General features: G+C 29.1%; 18 protein-coding genes. 14 read left to right on the top strand and 4 right to left on the bottom strand.

Features of this window, described 5'->3' with window-relative positions; genetic code table 11:
• Positions 1-33 precede the first annotated feature (33 nt).
• From ASHG_RS07880 to ASHG_RS07865, 4 genes are all read left to right on the top strand, one after another.
• Positions 34-411, top strand: a complete 378-nt coding sequence (locus ASHG_RS07880) for a GntR family transcriptional regulator (protein ID WP_040398739.1) — start codon at positions 34-36, stop codon at positions 409-411.
• Positions 404-1,270 carry an ABC transporter ATP-binding protein gene (locus tag ASHG_RS07875; RefSeq protein WP_040398738.1) on the top strand — a complete coding sequence of 289 codons (867 nt, stop codon included), beginning with the start codon at positions 404-406 and terminating at the stop codon, positions 1,268-1,270. Before ASHG_RS07880 ends, ASHG_RS07875 begins: the two co-directional genes overlap by 8 nt.
• Positions 1,251-1,883 (top strand): ABC-2 transporter permease, encoded by a 633-nt coding sequence (locus ASHG_RS07870; protein ID WP_040398737.1) that lies wholly within the window; start codon positions 1,251-1,253, stop codon positions 1,881-1,883. The genes ASHG_RS07875 and ASHG_RS07870 overlap by 20 nt, the downstream gene beginning before the upstream one ends.
• Before the next feature lie 108 nt (positions 1,884-1,991).
• Complete coding sequence (locus tag ASHG_RS07865) at positions 1,992-2,942, top strand: magnesium transporter CorA family protein (RefSeq protein WP_040398736.1); 951 nt, start codon at positions 1,992-1,994, stop codon at positions 2,940-2,942.
• 162 nt (positions 2,943-3,104) lie between these two features.
• Here the strand turns inward: ASHG_RS07865 and ASHG_RS07860 are convergent, their stop codons facing one another.
• The 4 genes from ASHG_RS07860 to ASHG_RS07845 all read right to left on the bottom strand — a co-directional run bounded on the left by ASHG_RS07860 (position 3,105) and on the right by ASHG_RS07845 (position 8,562).
• Positions 3,105-3,365, bottom strand: a complete 261-nt coding sequence (locus ASHG_RS07860; RefSeq protein WP_040398735.1) for a dihydroxyacetone kinase — start codon at positions 3,363-3,365, stop codon at positions 3,105-3,107.
• A gap of 8 nt (positions 3,366-3,373) precedes the next feature.
• Entirely contained in the window at positions 3,374-4,480 is a 1,107-nt protein-coding gene (locus ASHG_RS07855) for a toxic anion resistance protein (protein WP_040398734.1), read from the bottom strand.
• Complete coding sequence (locus ASHG_RS07850) at positions 4,473-5,591, bottom strand: 5-bromo-4-chloroindolyl phosphate hydrolysis family protein (RefSeq protein ID WP_040398733.1); 1,119 nt, start codon at positions 5,589-5,591, stop codon at positions 4,473-4,475. Before ASHG_RS07850 ends, ASHG_RS07855 begins: the two co-directional genes overlap by 8 nt.
• A 112-nt stretch (positions 5,592-5,703) precedes the next feature.
• Positions 5,704-8,562, bottom strand: coding sequence for an insulinase family protein (locus ASHG_RS07845; RefSeq protein WP_040398732.1), 2,859 nt, complete (start codon positions 8,560-8,562; stop codon positions 5,704-5,706).
• A 170-nt stretch (positions 8,563-8,732) separates the two neighbouring features.
• Between ASHG_RS07845 and ASHG_RS07840 the strand changes: the two genes are divergently transcribed.
• The 10 genes from ASHG_RS07840 (at position 8,733) to ASHG_RS07795 (ending at position 19,060) form a co-directional block, all read left to right on the top strand.
• Positions 8,733-9,734 carry a PTS sugar transporter subunit IIB gene (locus ASHG_RS07840; protein WP_040398731.1) on the top strand — a complete coding sequence of 334 codons (1,002 nt, stop codon included), beginning with the start codon at positions 8,733-8,735 and terminating at the stop codon, positions 9,732-9,734.
• 9 nt (positions 9,735-9,743) lie between these two features.
• Positions 9,744-10,553, top strand: a complete 810-nt coding sequence (locus tag ASHG_RS07835; RefSeq protein WP_040398730.1) for a PTS mannose/fructose/sorbose transporter subunit IIC — start codon at positions 9,744-9,746, stop codon at positions 10,551-10,553.
• A gap of 8 nt (positions 10,554-10,561) precedes the next feature.
• The gene (locus ASHG_RS07830) at positions 10,562-11,491 is read left to right on the top strand and encodes a PTS system mannose/fructose/sorbose family transporter subunit IID (RefSeq protein WP_040398729.1); all 930 of its coding nucleotides are present in this window, start codon (positions 10,562-10,564) and stop codon (positions 11,489-11,491) included.
• Positions 11,491-11,859 (top strand): DUF956 family protein, encoded by a 369-nt coding sequence (locus ASHG_RS07825; protein ID WP_040398728.1) that lies wholly within the window; start codon positions 11,491-11,493, stop codon positions 11,857-11,859. Before ASHG_RS07830 ends, ASHG_RS07825 begins: the two co-directional genes overlap by 1 nt.
• Before the next feature lie 197 nt (positions 11,860-12,056).
• Positions 12,057-14,117, top strand: a complete 2,061-nt coding sequence (fusA, locus tag ASHG_RS07820) for an elongation factor G (protein ID WP_040398727.1) — start codon at positions 12,057-12,059, stop codon at positions 14,115-14,117.
• A 24-nt stretch (positions 14,118-14,141) separates the two neighbouring features.
• The gene (locus tag ASHG_RS07815) at positions 14,142-16,133 is read left to right on the top strand and encodes an alpha-amylase family glycosyl hydrolase (protein ID WP_040398726.1); all 1,992 of its coding nucleotides are present in this window, start codon (positions 14,142-14,144) and stop codon (positions 16,131-16,133) included.
• Positions 16,133-16,651 (top strand): SGNH/GDSL hydrolase family protein, encoded by a 519-nt coding sequence (locus tag ASHG_RS07810; RefSeq protein WP_040398725.1) that lies wholly within the window; start codon positions 16,133-16,135, stop codon positions 16,649-16,651. Before ASHG_RS07815 ends, ASHG_RS07810 begins: the two co-directional genes overlap by 1 nt.
• Entirely contained in the window at positions 16,644-17,510 is an 867-nt protein-coding gene (locus tag ASHG_RS07805; RefSeq protein WP_040398724.1) for a mechanosensitive ion channel family protein, read from the top strand. Before ASHG_RS07810 ends, ASHG_RS07805 begins: the two co-directional genes overlap by 8 nt.
• Positions 17,497-17,721, top strand: a complete 225-nt coding sequence (locus ASHG_RS07800; protein ID WP_040398723.1) for a DUF951 domain-containing protein — start codon at positions 17,497-17,499, stop codon at positions 17,719-17,721. Before ASHG_RS07805 ends, ASHG_RS07800 begins: the two co-directional genes overlap by 14 nt.
• A gap of 19 nt (positions 17,722-17,740) precedes the next feature.
• The gene (locus tag ASHG_RS07795; protein ID WP_040398722.1) at positions 17,741-19,060 is read left to right on the top strand and encodes a glutathionylspermidine synthase family protein; all 1,320 of its coding nucleotides are present in this window, start codon (positions 17,741-17,743) and stop codon (positions 19,058-19,060) included.
• Positions 19,061-19,346: the final 286 nt, after the last annotated feature.

Raw genomic sequence — 19,346 nt, 5'->3', positions numbered from 1 at the left:
GTTAATGTACACTATGAACAGTAGGAGGAATAAATGGATATTAAGATCAAATACTCGAGTAAAGATCCTATATATTTACAAATCAAAAATCAAATAAGAGATGCAATTTTAAATGACGAGATAGAAAAAGACAAGGCCCTACCTTCTATTAGACTTTTGGCAAAAGAGCTTAGAGTTAGTGTAGCTACAACGAAAAGGGCTTATGATGAACTTGAAAAAGATGGACTTATTAATTCTGTTCCTGGAAAAGGAAATTTTATTAAAGATCAAAATCCAGAATTAATCAGAGAGAAATTTTCATTAAAAATTGAAGACCATCTAAGAGAAGTTATTAAATTGTCTAAACTTGCAGGAATTTCAAAAAAAGAAATTAGTTCTCTTATAGATATATTGGAGCAAGATTATGAATGATATATTAAAAATAAAAAGCCTTAGCAAATCTTTGAATGATTTTTATCTTGGACCTTTGGATTTAAATATCAAAAGAGGGTCTATCCTTGGATATATTGGAGAAAATGGAGCTGGAAAATCTACTACAATAAAGTTGATTTTAGGAGATATGAAAAAAGATTCTGGGCAAATTTATATTTTTGGTAAAAAAATTGAAGATTTGACAGAAGATGAGAAGAAAAAAATTGCCTTTGTTTTTGAAGATTTTTTCTTTCCCCAAGAGCTTAACATTAATGAAGTGGAAAAATTTCATGCTATGTATTATGGAAATTATTGGGAGAAGGAAAAATTTAATAAGCTTGTTAAAAGATTTAATCTTCCAGAAAAAAAGAAAATTTCTACTTTTTCTAGAGGTATGAAGATGAAATTGTCTTTGACTTTGGCCTTAAGTCATAAGGCAGAGCTTTTAATTTTGGATGAGGCGACAAGCGGGCTCGATCCTGTTGCAAGGGATGATATTTTGGATATACTTTTAGAATTTATCCAAGATGAAAATAATAGCATTATGATTTCATCCCATATATTGTCAGATTTGGAAAAAATTGCTGATGGAATTGCCTTTATACATAGGGGAAAATTAATTTTTGTAGAAAGTAAGGATATTTTGGAGGAAGAGTACGGTATAGTTTCTCTTTCCAAAGAAGAATTTGAGAGCCTAGATAAAAGTGCCATAATTTCTGTGAGAGATTATAAATTTGGCAAGGAATGTTTGGTAAAAAAACAATTACTTCCTGAAAGTCTTGAGGTTGAAAAGGCAAGTGTTGAGGAGATTATGGTTTACATGATAAAGGAGAAATACAATGAAAGCCTTGATATATAAAGATTTGATTTCAATAAAAAAAGCCTTAATTTTACAATTTGTAATTATAATTGCCTTGGGACTTTATTTTTATAAGGAAAATCAATTGGTTTTAATTCCCTTATTTTTTATCCTAGTTCCAGTAATACTTTTGGGTATGGTTTTTGGAATTGACAACCAATATTCAACAAATAAATATTTAGTATCAAGTGGAATTTCTAGGAAAAAAATTGTTATTTCAAGGTATTTGATGATTTTATTTATGGCTCTTTTTGCAATAGGTCTAGCTTTTGTAGTTGGATTTGACAAAAATCCTCTTACAAAAGAAATCCCCATGCTCTTAATTATATCATCCCTATTTTTCATAACTAGCATAGTTGGGGTTATTGAACTTCCTTTGATGTATAAGTTTGGGGCAGAAAAGGCAAGGTTTATCTTTGTGATTTTATACTTTGTCGTATTTGCATTTTTCTCAACCATCTCTTCAAACAAAGAATGGATTTTGGAATATGTAAATAAGGGTTTAAGCATGGATAAGACTCTTTTAGCTCTATTGATATTTGCCATAACTATAATTTTTCATCTACTTTCAATTTTTTCTTCAATTAAAATTTTTGAAAATAAAGATTTTTAAAGACAGGATTTATTTCCTGTCTTTTTCATATTAATGATTATTTGACTTATTTTTTATAATTCATATAGTTATAATAGATATATAAAATTTCCTAACAAAGGAGAAAAAATGGATTATATATATAAATTTGATACGGATAATGGGTTTGAAATGACTGATATATCCAGTTTTTATGATGTTATAGAAGATGATGATTTTTACTTAATGTATTTGGGCAAGGCAAGCTTTATTGATTTTGCCAAAACTTATAACCTAGATGATGCCATAATTGATTTACTTATGTCAGATACTGCAAAAAAATCTTATATGGCAGTTGAAGATAATTATACCTTTGCCATTCTTGAAATGCTGGATATTATGGGAAATCTTGAAACATCAGACCTAATAGGATTTTACATAGAAAATAATAGGCTTATTATTGTTGATTTATATGATAGAGATCAATCAACAACAGAGGCTTTTAGAAAAATGCTTACAAAGAAATTTTCAGCAAGGTCTCCAGGAAGACTTTTGAAATATTTTATTACTTCTCTAGTTAATAATCATACAAGAATTTTTAACCAAATTAAAAATTCAACAGCTGATGTAGAAGATGCTATTATAAAAAATAGAAATTTCAGAAATAGTATAGAAGTAATTTCTGATAACAGGCACAAGGCCCTTAATTTGTATGCTTCCTACGAAAGACTTCTTGATACCTTGGAAGTTTTTATGGAAAATGAAAATGAAATTTTTGATGACGATGATATAAAGCATTTAAAATCAGTTTTATTTAGAGTTGAAAGATATTCTTCAAATATTTCTTATTTAAGTGGATATATTACAAATGTAAAAGATTCTTATACATCAAAGATGGATCTTTCTATGAATAATACCATGAAAGTTTTGACGGTTGTTACTACGATTTTTACACCAATCACAATAATAACCGGCTGGTATGGAATGAATTTTGAAAATATGCCAGAGTTAAAATGGCATTTTGGTTATCTTTATGTGATTGGAATTTCTTTAATTAGTGTAATTTTGGTTTATTTATTATTTAAAAAATTTGATAGGTAAAAAGAAAAGTAGGACACATGCATTATTAATATATAAACTTTGACGATAAAAAAATCGAACACATACCCATCTCGAGCGAATGAAATGAGTCGAGAGATCTCAGAGTATAATTTTTTATTCCAAGACAAACAAAAAGACAGGAAAAATTCCTGTCTTTTTTCTTTATCCTTTTAGTCCATCTGCTTGTCTTTGCATATTTTCTACTACTACATCAAATATATCTCCAATTGATTGGCCATATTCTAATATTTCCCATGGTCTATTTGTGTGAAAGTGAATTTTTATTAAATCCTCATCTCCAACTGCAAGGAGACTATCTCCTTCAAAATTTTCTGTTATATGATCAAAAATTTCGTCTTCGTCTAAATCTTCTCCTGCTATTAAAAGCTGAGTGTCAAATTTGAATTCTATTTTTTCTGCCATTTTTTCTCCTAACTATTTTTTAATAAATTTCTTTTTAATTCTTCTTCAAGTCTACCAAGTTCATTTTTGGCATCTTCTCTGTTTTTCTTTCCTTCTATTTGAATAGTTCTTACTTCATCGATGGCTTCAATCAAAGTGTCGTTTGTGTGTTTGATTGTATCAAGGTCTATTATACCGCGTTCTGTTGCTCTTGCTGTATCGATTGTGTTTTGTTTTAATTTGTCAGCATTTGATTTTAATAAATCATTAGTTAGATTTGTTACAGCTTCTTGGGCGCGTATTGCTTGTTCTGTGTGGCTCATGCCAAGGGCTAGAACCATTTGATTTTTCCAAAGAGGAATTGTATTTACAATTGTTGTTTGGATTTTTTCAGCCATAATTGAATTTGATGATTGAACCATCCTAATTTGTGGAGCCATTTGCATTGAAACCATTCTTGTTAAATCTAGATCGTGAAGTTTTTTCTCAAATCTATTTGCTTGAGCTTTTAGGTCATTTGCCTTTTGAGCATCCATTGGAAGATTTGATGTTTGCGCCTTATTTTCAAGCTCAGGAATATCCTTTTCGAAAGTTTTTTGAAGTTTTCTATTTCCAGCTTCTATATACATAGAAAGTTCCTTGTAGTAATCTTCATTTAATTCATACATTTGATCTAGCATGGAAATATCTTTAAGCAGAGTTATTTGATGATTATCCAAGGCCTTGGAAATTTCATCAATATTTTTTTCTGTTGACTGATATCTTAATTTCATATTTTCCATTTTAGATTTTTGTTTTTTAAAAAATCCAAAAACTCCACTATCATCTTGATCCATTGATTTTATCTCAGTTACTACACTATCTAAAAGCCCACCAATTTCACCAAGATCTTTATTTTTTACGGTGTTTAAAGTTTTTTCTGAAAAATTCGAAATCTTTTTTTGAGCTCCAACCCCATATTGTAAAATTATATTTGAATCTTCTAGATTTATTTTTTTAGAAAAATCGTCAATTTGTTTTTCTTCTTCTGGTGAAAATTTGATAGATTTATCTATTTTAATTTTTTTGTCATAAGAAACTTCTTCTAGTTTTGGATCTTGGTCGGCTCCATCTAACCTTAATTTAATATCACTCATCTTTGCTCCAATCTTTTTCTAAATATCCTTCTTGATTTAACAAAAGCTTCATTGTATCTATATCAGTCTTTATATCCATAGTCCTATCTTCCATAAGTTCCAATTGGATTTTTCCAAAGGCCTCATTGATTGTTTGTATGGAAGATTCTATTTCTGAAAGAGAATTTTTAATTTTTGGATCATTTGATTCCATTATCTCGTATTCTGTATAGGCATCAATTAATTTGACAGTTGTTGGCAAATAATAATCGATAAATTTATCCAAAATATAGGACTTTTCTGGATATCTTTTTACTATATTTACAATGTTTTCTATGGTTTTTTTAATCTCTATTACCTTTTCAAGAAAATCTCTGTTTTTTATTCTTGAAATTGAAAGATTGATCGAATTTAAGTTTTCCCTTGAAGTTTTTAATATATTTTCAGCTTTATTTTTGCTGTTTTCATCATGTGCTTGATTTTCTATTTTTTTATTTTCCTCATAACTTGTATGGGGAAGTTGGGACTTTTGAGTTTTGTATAATTTGAAAGTTGGGATATCAAGCAAAAACAATGAATCATTTTCTACAATTCTTGCTTGTTTAAAATATCCCTTATCCATCATATACATAAGCTCTTTTATTGTATCTTTTTCAGATTTTTGAACTGATGATGCCAAATCTCTTACGGGAATTACAGTATTATGACCAAGCTCTCTTAGAAATCTAGTGTAATCTTTAGAAATTGTGTCAATTTCCTTTGCTCTTTTCCAAGAAAAAACTCCAAAAACTCCAAAAACTATAGCCATAATTAAATTTGAAAACATATCAGGATCTCCATCAATAAAAGACATGCTAGATGCAAAAGTTACTATAAATGAAAAAATGCCACCAGTTTTCAAAAGTCCAGATTTGGTTTTTTCGGGTAAATTTTGCACACAAACCTGAGGGTTTTTGGTTTGTACTAGAGCTTTATTATTTGGTCTATAATTTATAAAAGCCATAGTTTTATCAATAAAATTATCTAAGCTATTTTTTAATTTTTCACTAATATCAGAAAAATCCATGTCGTTTATAGCCTTATTTAGGCTATTTTCCAAAGATTTTTCATTTTCTTTATCAAAATTTGTCATAAACACTCCTTAATAAAATTATACCCGAAAGCTTAAAATCTTAAATCATCTTTAATATTTATTTAATATATAATGGCAAAGCTTAAATATATTAAAAAGAAAATTCATATATTTAAGAATTAAGGTCTATAATATTATCAAAATATTCTTTATTTTCTAGAATTTTTTCTCTGTTTCCAAAAACTGTTAAATTATCTTTTTCTAAAATATTATTGTAATCATCTCTTAAATTCATTATATCATCTAAACTTGCATTTTTAATATCCATAAGTTTTTCTTCAAGTTCTTTATAAGAAAAACCTTGTAAATATCTTATAAAATCTAAAGATCCCTTGGCTTGAAGAGATTGTGGTTTTAAATATGAACCCATTTTTGAAATTTTTTGGTTTTTCAAATCATTTGGATCAAGCCTTAAATTTTCCAAAATTTGAGGGATTTTTTTGTAATTTTCCACTGTTTTTTTAATGTGTGGGTCTCTGTAAGAATATGTTCCAATATTTCCGTACTTATCAATCATAAGACCTGCTCCATAAGCTCCGCCTTTTGCACGAATTAAATCATGTAGGTAGGGATTTGAAATAATTGATGAGGAAAGGGCTAAAATATTTAATTTCTTATCAGAAAATTCTTTCAAATCTCCTCCCATAGATACATAATTTACATTAGCATCAGAAATTATTCCTTCCTTATAATAAGATTTTTCAAATTTGATTTGAGCTTTTTCCTTTTTTATTTCATCAAGGTTAGAGAATTCTTTTTTAATAATCTCTTTTGCCTTTATATAATCATTTTTAGATGATGTTATATTGATTAATAGATTTTTTGAGAAAATTTCTTTATGCAAATCTTCCAATTTTTCTTTAAATTTAATAAAATCATCCTCTACATTTTTGGAAATTTTCTTTATAAATTCATAGTAGCCAAAGCCTGTAAGCTCATCTTTGATGTATGAAAGTTTATCAAAATGTGAAAAAGAACGAGTTAAAGAAAGGCTATGACCAGAATCATACATATTCATCTCAAACATTGCCTTAATTTGTTTTAAAATATCCTTAATTCTTTTTTCATCTGAAAAATCAGTGTTTTCCATTATTTCTTTTGTTATTTCAAGAGAATTTTCGTACCTATCAAGGGTAGTTTTAAAGGAAATTTTTATAAAATTGTTAATCTCTCCGTCCTTATTTTTTATATTTTGGATGGTGAAATTAAGACCTGCCATATTTATTGGAATTATATCATCCAATTTTTGGTAGGAATATTTTTTTGTATCGATTGATCCCAAAAAGTCTGAAATTAGGCAAAGGTATTTGAGCTTTTCAATGTCTAGATGGTTTATATCAAAAAATAATTCACTATAAATCATTCCTGCACTATCAAGGTCGTGATAGATAAATTTAAAATTATCATCTTCGATTTTTCTTGGAACTTTTTCTATTTCAAGATCTATGTCACTAATTTCAAGACTTGGTATTGTTTCTTTGTCTTCTTTTGAATCTTCTTTTTCTTGGAAGGCTTTTAATTTTTCTTCTTTTTTCTTTAAATCTTCGATTTGATCATTTGATAATGATTTTTTCAAATCTTCTAAGTCCTGGTCGATTTTTTCTTCTATATTTTTAAAATGATTTTTATCAGCTTTTGCTACAAGAACTAATTTAGTCTTGTTATTAAGAAAATATTTCTCTACTTGTTTTTCGAAATAATCAGTTTCAATCAAATCACCCAATTCATTTATATAATCAATCAAATTTAAACTTTCAAAAATTTCATTATCCAAATTGTGCATTAGTATATATTCAATTCCCTTTGTAGCTGAATTTATTTGATCTCTTTGTGAAAAATCAAAAAGAGCGTGGGCTGCTCTTAGAGAATCTTTTGGAATGTGGTGAGCATATTTTTTAAGTTCTTCTTCTATGATTTGAACAAAGATATCCAAATTTTCATATGATGTGCCTTGGGCAGTAATTTGAATGGAAGATATATCCCCGTAACCTGTTCTTGCATAAAAACTTTCAGGAGAAATTTCCTTGTAAATTCTTTGGGAAATTTCGGAAGAATCTGAATTAAAAAGGGCAATTGATAAAATGGTATTTGCCAATTGGTCTTTTATATTTGATCTTTTGTTGGTTAAAAAAGAATATGTTAGATAAGATTTATTTTTATCTTCATTATTTGATTGAAAAGATGTGAAAATTGGTTTTTGGTAATAATTTTCCTTAACTTTACAATCAGCTATAATTTCTTTTTTATCATAATTAGATAAATATTCTTCATCAAGATTTTTTAAATATTTTTCAATATCCATATCCCCATAATAGAAAATATCGGCGTTGGATGGGTGGTAAAATCTTTTGTAATAATCTAAAAATTCTTCGTAGGATAATTTTGAAATATCATAGGGTTTTCCACCTGAAATATATTGGTAGCAAGAATCTTTATAAAGGTATTTATTTATTTCATTTATAATGTGAGTATCAGGATTTGTAATAGCTCCCTTCATTTCATTATAAACAACTCCAGATACAGAAAATTTTCCATCTTCATCAATTTTTATAGATTTTCCTTCTTGTAAGAAAATTTCTTCCTTATTTAAAACTCTTGGATTAAAAACTGCATCCAAATAAACATCTTGCAGATTAAAAAAGTCCTTGTCGTTTTCGCTTGCCACAGGATAAACAGTTTTGTCAGGATAGGTCATTGCATTTAAAAAAGTTTGAAGACTTGAAGAGACCATATCCATAAAAGGCTCTTTAGTCCTATATTTTTTTGATCCATTTAAAACAGAGTGTTCCAAAATGTGAGAAATTCCCTTTGAAGATTCAGGGGGAGTTTTAAAAGCTATGGCAAAAGTTTTATTTTTGTCATCTGTTTTTATATAATTAATTCTTGCTCCAGATTTTTTGTGCTCATACAAAAAAACATCCAGACCAAGTTTTTCATAATTTTTATTTTTTATTAAGTTATATTTTTCCATTAATAAATCCTTTCTTTAATATTTATTACTAGGACTATACTCTTAAATAAATTTTATCTCATTAATAGGAAAAAAATGATTTTAAAAAAATATTTAAAAATTTTCGAAAAATAGTGTAGAATTAAATTAGGTTTATAAAATAAATCAATATAATTTAAGGAGGGGAGTAAATGATAGGTATTATACTGGCAAGTCACGGTGAATTTGCTAATGGTATAAGACAATCTGGTGAAATGATTTTCGGAGAACAAGAAAAATTAGAAACAGCAGTTCTCTTACCTTCAATGGGTCCTGATGATTTAAGGGCTGAACTTGAAGAAAAAGTCAAAAAACTTGATTGCCAAGAGATACTTTTCTTAGTTGACCTATGGGGTGGAACACCATTTAATCAAGTTTCAGCTCTTATGGATGGTCACGAAGAAAATTGGGCAGTTCTTACCGGACTTAATTTACCCATGTTAATTGAAGCGCTAGGTTCAAGACTTATGGAAGAAAAATCACACGATCTTGCAAAAGCCTTGTTAGAACCTGCCAAAGAGGGAGTAAAAACAAAACCAGAATCCTTGATGGACGACTATAACAATTCAAATCAAAAAGAAGATGTTAAAGAAAATGTTCCAACAGTTTCGGGATCGATTCCAGAAGGAACTGTAATAGGAAGCGGAAAAATTAATATTGTCCTAGCAAGGATTGATACAAGATTACTTCATGGACAAGTTGCTACAAGTTGGACAAAGGCAACAAATCCTTCAAGGATTATTGTTGTAAGTGACAATGTAAGTGAGGATGAACTTCGTAAATCAATGATAATGGAGGCAGCACCTCCAGGAGTTAAAGCTCACGTTGTACCAGTTTGGAAAATGGCAGAAATTTTTAAAGATCCACGTTTTGGTGATACAAGAGCTATGTTATTATTTGAAACACCACAAGATGCCCTAGCACTTATTGATTTGGGAGCTGATTTAAAAGAAGTAAATCTTGGATCAATGTCTCACTCACAAGGAAAAGCTTATGTAACTTCTACAGTTTCTATGGGTAAGGAAGATGTTGAAACTTATGAAAAATTACTCGATAAGGGAGTAAAAATTGATGTTAGAAAAGTTCCAGCAAATCAACCGGAAAACTTTAAAAATATTATGAAAAAAGCAAAATCAGAACTTGGTTTGGCTTAAGGAGGAATTATGTCAGCAATTAGTATTATTTTAATTGTTATGGTTGCTCTACTTGCAGGTATGGAAGGAATCTTAGACCAATTCCAATTTCACCAACCAATCGTAGCTTGTACTTTGATTGGACTTGTAAGTGGACATTTAAAAGAAGGAATTATGCTTGGAGGTGCTCTTCAAATGATCGCTCTTGGTTGGGCAAATGTAGGAGCAGCTGTAGCTCCAGATGCAGCCCTTGCATCAGTAGCGAGCTCTATAATTATGGTTTTAGCTTTACAAGATGGATCAGGAAATATAAACAATGCTATAAATACATCAATAGCAGTAGCTATACCACTTTCAGTAGCAGGTCTATTTTTAACAATGATAGCAAGAACTTTATCAATTCCAATAGTTCACGGAATGGATGCAGCAGCAGAAGATGGTAATTTTAGAAAAATAGAAGTTCTTCATATGCTTGCAGTTTTAATGCAAGGACTTAGAATTGCAATTCCTGCAGCAGCACTTTGTTTCGTATCACCAAAAGTTGTAACAGGAGTTTTAAATTCTATGCCTGATTGGTTAACACATGGTATGGAAGTAGGTGGAGGAATGGTTGCAGCAGTAGGTTATGCAATGGTAATTAATATGATGAGTACAAAAGAAACTTGGCCATTTTTTGCCATTGGTTTTGCAGTTGCAGCAATCCCACAACTAACACTAATTGGACTTGGTGTAGTAGGATTTTCACTTGCTCTTATTTATTTAAAACTTAAAGAATCATCTTCATCAAATGGATCAAATAATACTGGAGATCCACTTGGCGATATTATAAATGATTATTAGGAGGAAATATGACTGAAGTAAATGAAAAAAGAATAGAATTATCAAGATCTGATAGGATAAAAGTATTTAATCGTCATCAACTCCTACAAGGTTCTTGGAATTATGAACGTATGCAAAATGGTGGTTGGTGTTATTCAATAATTCCTGCTATCAAAAAATTATACAAATCAGATGAAGACAGAAAATCTGCACTAAAAAGACACCTAGAGTTTTATAATACTCACCCATATCTATCAAGCCCTGTAATGGGAGTTACTCTTGCTATGGAAGAAGAAAGAGCAAATGGTGCTCCTATAGAAGATAAAACAATAAACTCTGTAAAAGTCGGAATGATGGGACCTTTAGCAGGTGTTGGTGATCCAGTTTTCTGGTTTACAGCAAGACCAATAATAGGTGCTCTCGGTGCATCAATGGCACTTACAGGAAATCCTATTGGACCAATATTATTCTTTGTATTATGGAATATTATAAGAATGTTATTTGAATGGAAGAGTCAAGAGTTTGGTTATAAAGTAGGAAATGAAATAACTAAAGATTTATCTGGTGGACTTTTAGGAAAAGTAAACTTAGTTGCATCAATTGTAGGTATGTTTATAGTAGGTGCTTTAGTTCAAAGATGGGTAAATGTTACATTTACAGTAAATGTTTCCGAAGTAACTCAACAAGCAGGTTCATATATTGATTGGAATTCTCTATCAAGTGGAAGTAAAGGACTTCAAGAAGCCTTTAAACTTTATGATCAATTAGGATCAGCAGGACTTGATCAAGTAAAAGTTACAACTTTACAAGATAACTTAAATCAATTAATACCAGGACTTGTTCCAGTACTTCTTACTCTTGGAATTTGTAAATTATTAAAGAAAAATGTATCTCCAATTGTTATAATTGTTGCCCTATTTATTATAGGAATTATTGCATCTGTACTTGGAATCATGTAATGGTTCAAAGTCAAAATAAAAAAGTAGATTTATCCATTAAGGCTAGATGCCTTAATGGATTTACTTCTGATGGAGATATAATGATAGGGGATAAGGCTTTTGAATATTATAATGAAAAAAATCTAGAAGATTATATACAAATTCCTTATACAGAAATTTCTTTCGTAAGTGCATCTGTTTTGTTTGGTAAAAAAATAAATAGATTTGCAATTCATACAAAAGAAAGTGGAAATTTTATTTTTACAAGTAAGGATAATAAAAAAGTTTTAAGAGCTTTAAATAATTATATAGATTCAAATAAATTAAGAAGGTCCCTATCGTTTTTTGAAGTAATTAAAAGAGGGATTAAAAATTTAATAAAAAAATAGACTCATGTTTGAGTCTTTTTTTGTGGGCAATTTTAAGTTGATAAGTTTTTTTAGAAGAAATTTTAACAATAAAAACTTTTACACCAAAAAAATCTGCTTTTTTTATAAAGATATTTTAGTTAAATTTAATAAATTGGGTATATAAAGTACATAGAATGAAAAAATGTTTTCATCGACTAAATGGAGGTTATTTTATTATGAAAGATTATAAAACAAACAAATTAAGGAATTTAGCTTTAGTAGGGCATTCAGGAGCAGGTAAAACTAGCCTAACTGAATCTTTACTATACCATACAAAGGCGATTGATAGGGTAGGAAAAGTTTCTGACGGAAATACAGTTTCTGATTATGAAAAGCAAGAAATCAAAAGAAAAATTTCTATCCAAACTTCAATAATTCCTGTTGAATATAAAGATTATAAGGTAAACTTTATCGATGCTCCTGGATTTTTTGACTTTGAAGGTGAAGTTTTAAATGCACTTAGAGCAAGTGAATCAGCTTTGTTTGTAATTGATGGAGAAAATCCAATTGAAGTTGGAACTGAAAAATATTGGAAATATACAGAAAATATTTCTTTGCCAAGAATAATTTTTGTTAATAAATTAGATAAAGAAAATGCTAATTTTAACCAAGCAGTTAGTGACTTACACATTGAATTCTCTAAAAAAATAATCCCACTAACCTTGACCCTTGGCGAAGGTGAAAACTTTGAAGGTTTGATCGATGTTATAGATAAAAAAGCTTATAAGTATAATAAAGGCGTAAGAGAAGAAATAGAAATACCAGAAATTAGAGTTGAAGAAGTTGATGCTGTTTATGAGGAAATTTTAGAGGTTGTTGCTGAAAGTGATGACGAGTTAATGGATAAATATTTTTCCGGCGAAAGCTTTACAGAAGAAGAATTCAAGGAAGGTTTTAGAAAGGCTATTATAAATGGTAGCGCTGTTCCACTTTTGGCTGGAAGTTTAGAAAAGGAAATTGGTCTTGATTTATTATTAGATATTATTACTAGATTTATGCCATCTCCAGACCACAAGGCTGCAAATATTGGTTTTAGAGTAACAGATGATTATGAAGAATTTGCAGTTAGTGAAGATAGCCCTTTTTCTGCAGTTGTTTTTAAAACAATTGCCGATCCATTTTTGGGAAAAATATCTTTATTTAAGGTTTTATCTGGAGCTATTAAAAAAGATCAAACCTTCTATGATATTTCTAAGGACAAGGAATTAAAGGCTTCTAATATTTTCTATTTAAGAGGAAAAGAACAATTTAAAACTGAAAGAATTGTCGCTGGAGATATTGGAGCATTTTCTAAACAAGAAAGTCTTCAAACTGGAGATACTTTATGTACAAAGGACAAGCCTATCGAATATAAGAGAATTAAATATCCAAAACCAGTTTTATTTTATGCAATAGAGGCTGAAAGTAAAAATGATGAGGATAAAATTTCATCTGCTTTGAAAAAATTATCTGAAGAAGATCCAACTTTTGAAGATAGAAGAGATGTTGAAACTCATCAAGAAGTTTTGGCAGGACTTGGTAATGTTCAACTTGAAGTTTTGATGGATAAGTTAAAAGATAATTATTCTGTTAATACTAAAATTGTTGATTTAAAAATTCCATATAGGGAAACTATTAAGGGCAAATCAGATGTTCAAGGTAAACACAAAAAACAATCCGGTGGTGCAGGCCAATATGGTGATGTTTTTGTAAGATTTGAACCTTGTGATGAAGAATTTATTTTTGAAGAAGAAGTTTTTGGTGGGGCTGTTCCAAAAAATTATTTCCCAGCAGTGGAAAAAGGTTTAAAAGATTCTATGGACGAAGGTCCTCTTGCAGGTTACAAGGTTGTTGGAATTAAGGCTACATTATACGATGGATCTTACCATCCAGTAGATTCAAACGAGCAAGCTTTCAAATCAGCTGCAAGAATTGCCTTTAAAAAAGGAATTGAAGAGGCAAAACCAATATTACTTGAGCCTATCATGAAACTTGAAATAAAAGTTGACGAAAAATACATGGGCGATGTTATGGGAGATATGAACAAAAGACGTGGAAAAATTTTAGGAATGGATCCACAAGAAGATGGATCACAAATAATATCAGCTCTAGCACCAGAAAGTGAAGTATTAACTTATTCTATAGATTTAAGGTCAATGACAGGGGCTCGTGGATCTTTCTCAATGGAATTTGAAAAATACGAAGAAGTTCCAAAAGATTTAACTGAAAAAATTGTTGAGGCAAATAAAAAAGAATAATTTTATAAAATAAGGGGCAAAATAATGAAAGACTGGAAAATTTTTGAGATTGATCCTTGGATAAAGGACTACAAAAATGATATAGACCTTAGGATGGAAGAATATAAAAAACAAAAAAATAGGCTTTTAAAAAAAGGCGAAAAATTAAAAGATTTTGCCAATGCCCACAATTATTACGGTTTTCATAAAACAAAAACAGGCTGGATTTATAGGGAATGGGCACCAAATGCCAAAGGTCTTTATCTAATTGGGGACTTTAATAATTGGGATAGACATTCTCATCCTCTAAAAAAAATAAATGATGGAGATTGGGAAATTTTTATTAAAGGTATAAGAACTATCCCTCATAAATCTAGAGTTAAGGTTATGGTTGATTATGGTGAAAAACTTCAAGATAGAATTCCTCTTTTTGCAAGAAGAGTTGAAAGAGATGAAAACCAAGATTTTTCAGCTATAATTGAAAATCCTAGAAAAAAATTCAAATGGACTGACGATAAGTTTAAGATTAAAAAAGATAATCTTTTAATTTATGAAGCCCATATTGGAATGGCTTGTGAAAGAGAAGGAGTTGGAACTTATAAAGAATTCGAGAAAAATATTCTTCCAAGAATTAAAAAAGAAGGCTATAATACAATCCAACTTATGGCTATAGCAGAACATCCTTACTATGGATCTTTTGGTTACCAAGTTTCCAATTACTTTGCCCCATCTTCATGGTATGGAGAAAATTATGATTTAAAATCATTAATAAATACAGCTCACCAAATGGGCCTAAATGTGATAATGGATTTAGTTCATTCTCATTCTGTAAAAAATACCCTTGAGGGAATCAATAGATTTGATGGAACAGATTTTCAATTTTTCCATGAAGGAGATGAGGGTAACCATCCTGATTGGGATTCTAAATTATTTGATTATAATAAACCTGGAGTATGTCATTTTCTTCTTTCAAATATAAAATATTGGCTAGAAGAATTTCATTTTGATGGATTTAGGTTTGATGGAGTAACTTCTATGATTTATAAAAATCATGGAAGAGGAGAAAGTTTTGACAATTATTCAAAATATTTTTCTATGAATACTGATATTGAAGCTATAAATTATCTACAACTTGCCAATGAACTTATAAGAGAAGTTAAGAAAAATGCTATTACAATTGCTGAAGATATGTCTGCTATGCCAGGAATGTGCCTTCCTATAAAAGATGGTGGAATTGGTTTTGACTATAGACTTTCTATGGGTATGCCAGATTTTTGGGAAAAGGCCCTAGAAAAGCGTGATGAAGATTGGGATATGGGAAGAATGTGGTATGAACTTTCAACCTATAGACCAGAAGAAAAAAGAATTTCTTATGTAGAAAGTCACGACCAAGCTCTTGTAGGATCAAAAACTACAATTTTTAGACTTGCAGATTCTTCTATGTATTGGGATATGGAAAAGAAAACTCACAATATTGTTATAGATAGGGCCATTGCTCTTCATAAAATGATCAGATGGATTACAATTTCTATGGGAGCTGAAGGATATTTAAACTTTATGGGAAATGAATTTGGCCATCCTGAATGGATAGATTTTCCAAGAGAAGGAAATAATTATTCCTTCCATTATGCAAGACGTCTTTGGTCATTGGCAGATAATGATTTATTAAAATATGATTGGCTATTAAAATGGGATGAAAAAATGCTTGATCAAATAAAAGAAGATAATCAATTAGGAAATGATATTTTTAGGCTTTGGCTAGATAATGATAGAAAAGTTATAGCTTACAGAAATAAAGATATAGTTTATATTTTCAATTTCCACCCACAAAATTCCTATGATTCTTTCCAAGTGCCAATTCACGATAAGGGAAAATTTAAAGTAATATTAGATACTGATGATGAAGAATTTGGTGGACTTGGTAGAATTTCAAAAGATGTTATTTATGAATCTAAAAATCTGAAAAATACTGATTATGATGGAATTGAAATTTATATCCCATCAAGAACAGCCCTCGCTTTAAAGAAGGTAGAATAATGAAAATAATTTGCTTAGGAGACTCCTTTACCCAAGGATATCTTGTAGAATGCAATGATTACACCCGCTTTTTAACTAAGGCGGGTTTTGAAATTATAAATCTTGGTTTAAATGGTTCTACAAGTTCTGATATGGTTAAAAGGTATAAAAATATAAAAAATAAATACAAAGATATAGATTATCTAATAATATTTGGTGGTTCAAATGATTTTTTGAATGGAGAAAGTGTAAATCTTGCATATTCTAATGTCAAAAGTATATTAGACTTATCAAGTGCCAAAAAAAATCTAATAATTATTCCACCCCTTCTAGAAGAGGAAGATGCCTATCCAATATATGCTTATGTAAATGAAAAAATAAATGATTTTGCAGAGAAATTGCATGTTTTGAATGCCCTTATTTTAGATTCAAGGCAAATCGACCCCTACTACCTAGATGGGCTTCATATGGGAAAGATTTTTCATCAAAAATTGGCAGAGAAAATTGAAAAAATAATAAAGGATGATATAGATGGATGAAATAAATGATATAGACAAAATGGTAGCCAAAAGCTCTTTATTGCCTGAATTTATGAGAAATAAATTAGTGATAAATTTGATTTCGGTTTTTATTGTAGCTCTAATTTGTTTTCTAACCTTAAAACTTGTTCATAAAATCATAATAAGATTTTTTAATAGGAATAAAAAGATAATAAATAGAAATTCAGCAAAACTTGAAACCTTAATAAAGGTATTTTATTCAACAGTTAGGGTAATAATAATTTTTATAGCAATAACAATTATTTTGGACATATTTGGTATAAATACCTCAAGTTTAATAGCGACTGCAGGAATCGGAGGTATAGCAATAGCTCTTGGAGCTCAAACTTTAATAGCGGATTTTGTAAAAGGAATCTTTATAATATTTGATGATAAACTAAGAGTTGGAGAATGGGTTGCATGTTCAGGGGTAGAAGGAACAGTTGAAGAAGTAAACCTTAGAATTACAAAAATAAGAGATTACAATGGCTCTCTTCATATAATTCCAAATTCAAATATAACAAATGTTCAAAACTACAACAGGGGAGCTCAAAGAAGTGAGGCATATTTTTGCGTATCCAATGATACAAAACTTGAGCAAGTGAAAGCTATGATTGAATCAGTATCACAAAAAATAAAAAATATACCTGAATACAAAAATGTCTTTATAGAAGACCTTAGTTTTTTTGAAATTACAGAGTTTAAAGATTTCTCCTATACAGTAAGAGTAACATCACTTGTAAAAATCGGAACTCAGTGGGAGATTTCAAGAAAAATAAGAGAGCTAATAAAAATAGAAATGGAAGAAAGAAAAATAAAAAGCAGTTTATTGGAAGAAGAAATATATGAAAAAATATAAATTAAATGACATAGTAAGCCTGAAAAAGCCCCACCCATGTGGAGAAAATAAATGGAAAATAGAAAGAATGGGAGCGGATATGAAACTAAGATGTCTAGGTTGTGACAAATTAGTTTGGCTAAAAAGAATAGAATTTGATAAAAGAATTAGAAAAATACAAAACAAAGATGGGAAATTTGTTTCCATAGTAAATTACAATCCAGAAGATTAGAGGAGAAAAACAGGAATTAATGATAAATGACCAAATAAAAAACAATTATATAAAAATAATAAATGAAAATTATAGTGAATACAAAAACGACTACAAAAAATTACTAAAAAATAGAAAAGCATATGGAGCAACATATAAAGAAGAAGAAATACCTACCTTATATGATGCATATTTTTATAACCAAGAAGACTATAAGATTTACGAAGACATGATAGATATATTTATGTCCATAGTAGAAAAAGTGACAAAAGAATATGTAGAAAATAAATCATACAGAAAAATATTTGACCTAGATCCTTTAACAGAAAAATTAATATTAAAAGATCCAGGCTATAATATATCAACACCAATAGCAAGATTTGATGTAATGTATGATGGTAGAGAAGATTATAAATTTTGCGAATTAAACACAGACGGCTCATCTGCAATGCTAGAAGATAAGTCCTTAGCAGATTTAATGAAAGAAACCAAAGCTATTGAAAAATTAAAAGAAAAATATGAAATAGAACATATAGATCTTTTACAAACTCTAGTAGATTCAATAGAAGATTTATATTACAAGGCAAAAAATACAAGAAAAAAAATAAATATAGCCATAGTAGATATAATAGAATTTGACAATATAGAATTTAAAACAATACAAAAACTTTTTGAAAAAAAGGGACACAATTGTAAAATTGCAGATTTAAAAGATCTAAAAAGAAAAGAAGATGGGCTATATATAGAAGATATGAAAATTGACTTAGTATATAGAAGACTTGTAACAAGTGATCTAATAGAAAATAAAGAGATAGGTAAAGATTTGATAGAATCATATTTAAATGATGAAATAATGACTATAGGGTCATTTAGGTCAACCTTGTTCTACACAAAAGATATTTTCAGAATACTAAGACTAAAAGAAAGTCAAAAAATACTATCAGAAAAAGAAAATGAATTTATAAAAAAACACATACCTTACACTGAAAAATTTTCTTATCAAAAAGATAAAGAAAAAATATTAGAAAACAAGGATAAATATATACTAAAACCAATCCAAGGCTATGCGTCTCATGGTATATATGTAGGAAAAGAGCATGATAAAAAAGAATTTGAAAAAATCTTAGAAGAAATAAAAGATAAAAATTATATATATCAAGAATATTACATGGTAAAACCATTAAAATTTGTGAAAATGGAAGATGAAAAAGCAAAACTAGAAGACTTCTCCTATGTAACAGGCTTATTTGCTTATAATGAAAAGTTTTTAGCCCCATATATGAGAATAGGAAATGCAGCCTTAATAAGTTCTGCTAGAGAATACTATGTTGTAAGTTCCTTGAAAATTAAAGAAAAATAAAAATCTAAAAAAACATTTGACAAAAGTCAAAAAAGATAATATACTAATATAGCTGTTTGATTAACAGCTATATTTTTTATCTCAAAAATAGTCAAGAAAAAAGTTTTAAAAAAACTTCAAAAAAAACTTGACAATAAAAAAATACGAGATATAATATAATAGTCGGCACCAAGAAAAGCGATAAGTTAAATAAAGAATTTGAAAAAAATCTTAAAAAAAACTTGACAAGCTTTCAAAAAGGTGGTAGACTTAAATAGTCATTACAAATGACACATGAACCTTTAAT

The organism is Anaerococcus senegalensis JC48, assembly GCF_000321005.1.
Classification (GTDB): domain Bacteria; phylum Bacillota; class Clostridia; order Tissierellales; family Peptoniphilaceae; genus Anaerococcus; species Anaerococcus senegalensis.
The sequence above is the reverse complement of the archived record's forward strand: the minus strand, read 5'-3'. Positions and strand labels throughout refer to the sequence as shown.

Bases quoted from the DNA above. Each gene is read 5' to 3' on its own strand.
- ASHG_RS07830 (WP_040398729.1), top strand. From the start codon at position 10,562: ATGACTGAAGTAAATGAAAAAAGAATAGAATTATCAAGATCTGATAGG.
- ASHG_RS07875 (WP_040398738.1), top strand. From the start codon at position 404: ATGAATGATATATTAAAAATAAAAAGCCTTAGCAAATCTTTGAATGAT.
- ASHG_RS07800 (WP_040398723.1), top strand. From the start codon at position 17,497: ATGAAAAAATATAAATTAAATGACATAGTAAGCCTGAAAAAGCCCCAC.
- ASHG_RS07795 (WP_040398722.1), top strand. From the start codon at position 17,741: ATGATAAATGACCAAATAAAAAACAATTATATAAAAATAATAAATGAA.
- ASHG_RS07850 (WP_040398733.1), bottom strand. From the start codon at position 5,591: ATGACAAATTTTGATAAAGAAAATGAAAAATCTTTGGAAAATAGCCTA.
- ASHG_RS07865 (WP_040398736.1), top strand. From the start codon at position 1,992: ATGGATTATATATATAAATTTGATACGGATAATGGGTTTGAAATGACT.
- ASHG_RS07880 (WP_040398739.1), top strand. From the start codon at position 34: ATGGATATTAAGATCAAATACTCGAGTAAAGATCCTATATATTTACAA.
- ASHG_RS07860 (WP_040398735.1), bottom strand. From the start codon at position 3,365: ATGGCAGAAAAAATAGAATTCAAATTTGACACTCAGCTTTTAATAGCA.
- ASHG_RS07840 (WP_040398731.1), top strand. From the start codon at position 8,733: ATGATAGGTATTATACTGGCAAGTCACGGTGAATTTGCTAATGGTATA.
- ASHG_RS07805 (WP_040398724.1), top strand. From the start codon at position 16,644: ATGGATGAAATAAATGATATAGACAAAATGGTAGCCAAAAGCTCTTTA.
- ASHG_RS07810 (WP_040398725.1), top strand. From the start codon at position 16,133: ATGAAAATAATTTGCTTAGGAGACTCCTTTACCCAAGGATATCTTGTA.
- ASHG_RS07845 (WP_040398732.1), bottom strand. From the start codon at position 8,562: ATGGAAAAATATAACTTAATAAAAAATAAAAATTATGAAAAACTTGGT.
- ASHG_RS07870 (WP_040398737.1), top strand. From the start codon at position 1,251: ATGAAAGCCTTGATATATAAAGATTTGATTTCAATAAAAAAAGCCTTA.
- ASHG_RS07825 (WP_040398728.1), top strand. From the start codon at position 11,491: ATGGTTCAAAGTCAAAATAAAAAAGTAGATTTATCCATTAAGGCTAGA.
- ASHG_RS07835 (WP_040398730.1), top strand. From the start codon at position 9,744: ATGTCAGCAATTAGTATTATTTTAATTGTTATGGTTGCTCTACTTGCA.
- ASHG_RS07855 (WP_040398734.1), bottom strand. From the start codon at position 4,480: ATGAGTGATATTAAATTAAGGTTAGATGGAGCCGACCAAGATCCAAAA.
- ASHG_RS07815 (WP_040398726.1), top strand. From the start codon at position 14,142: ATGAAAGACTGGAAAATTTTTGAGATTGATCCTTGGATAAAGGACTAC.
- fusA (WP_040398727.1), top strand. From the start codon at position 12,057: ATGAAAGATTATAAAACAAACAAATTAAGGAATTTAGCTTTAGTAGGG.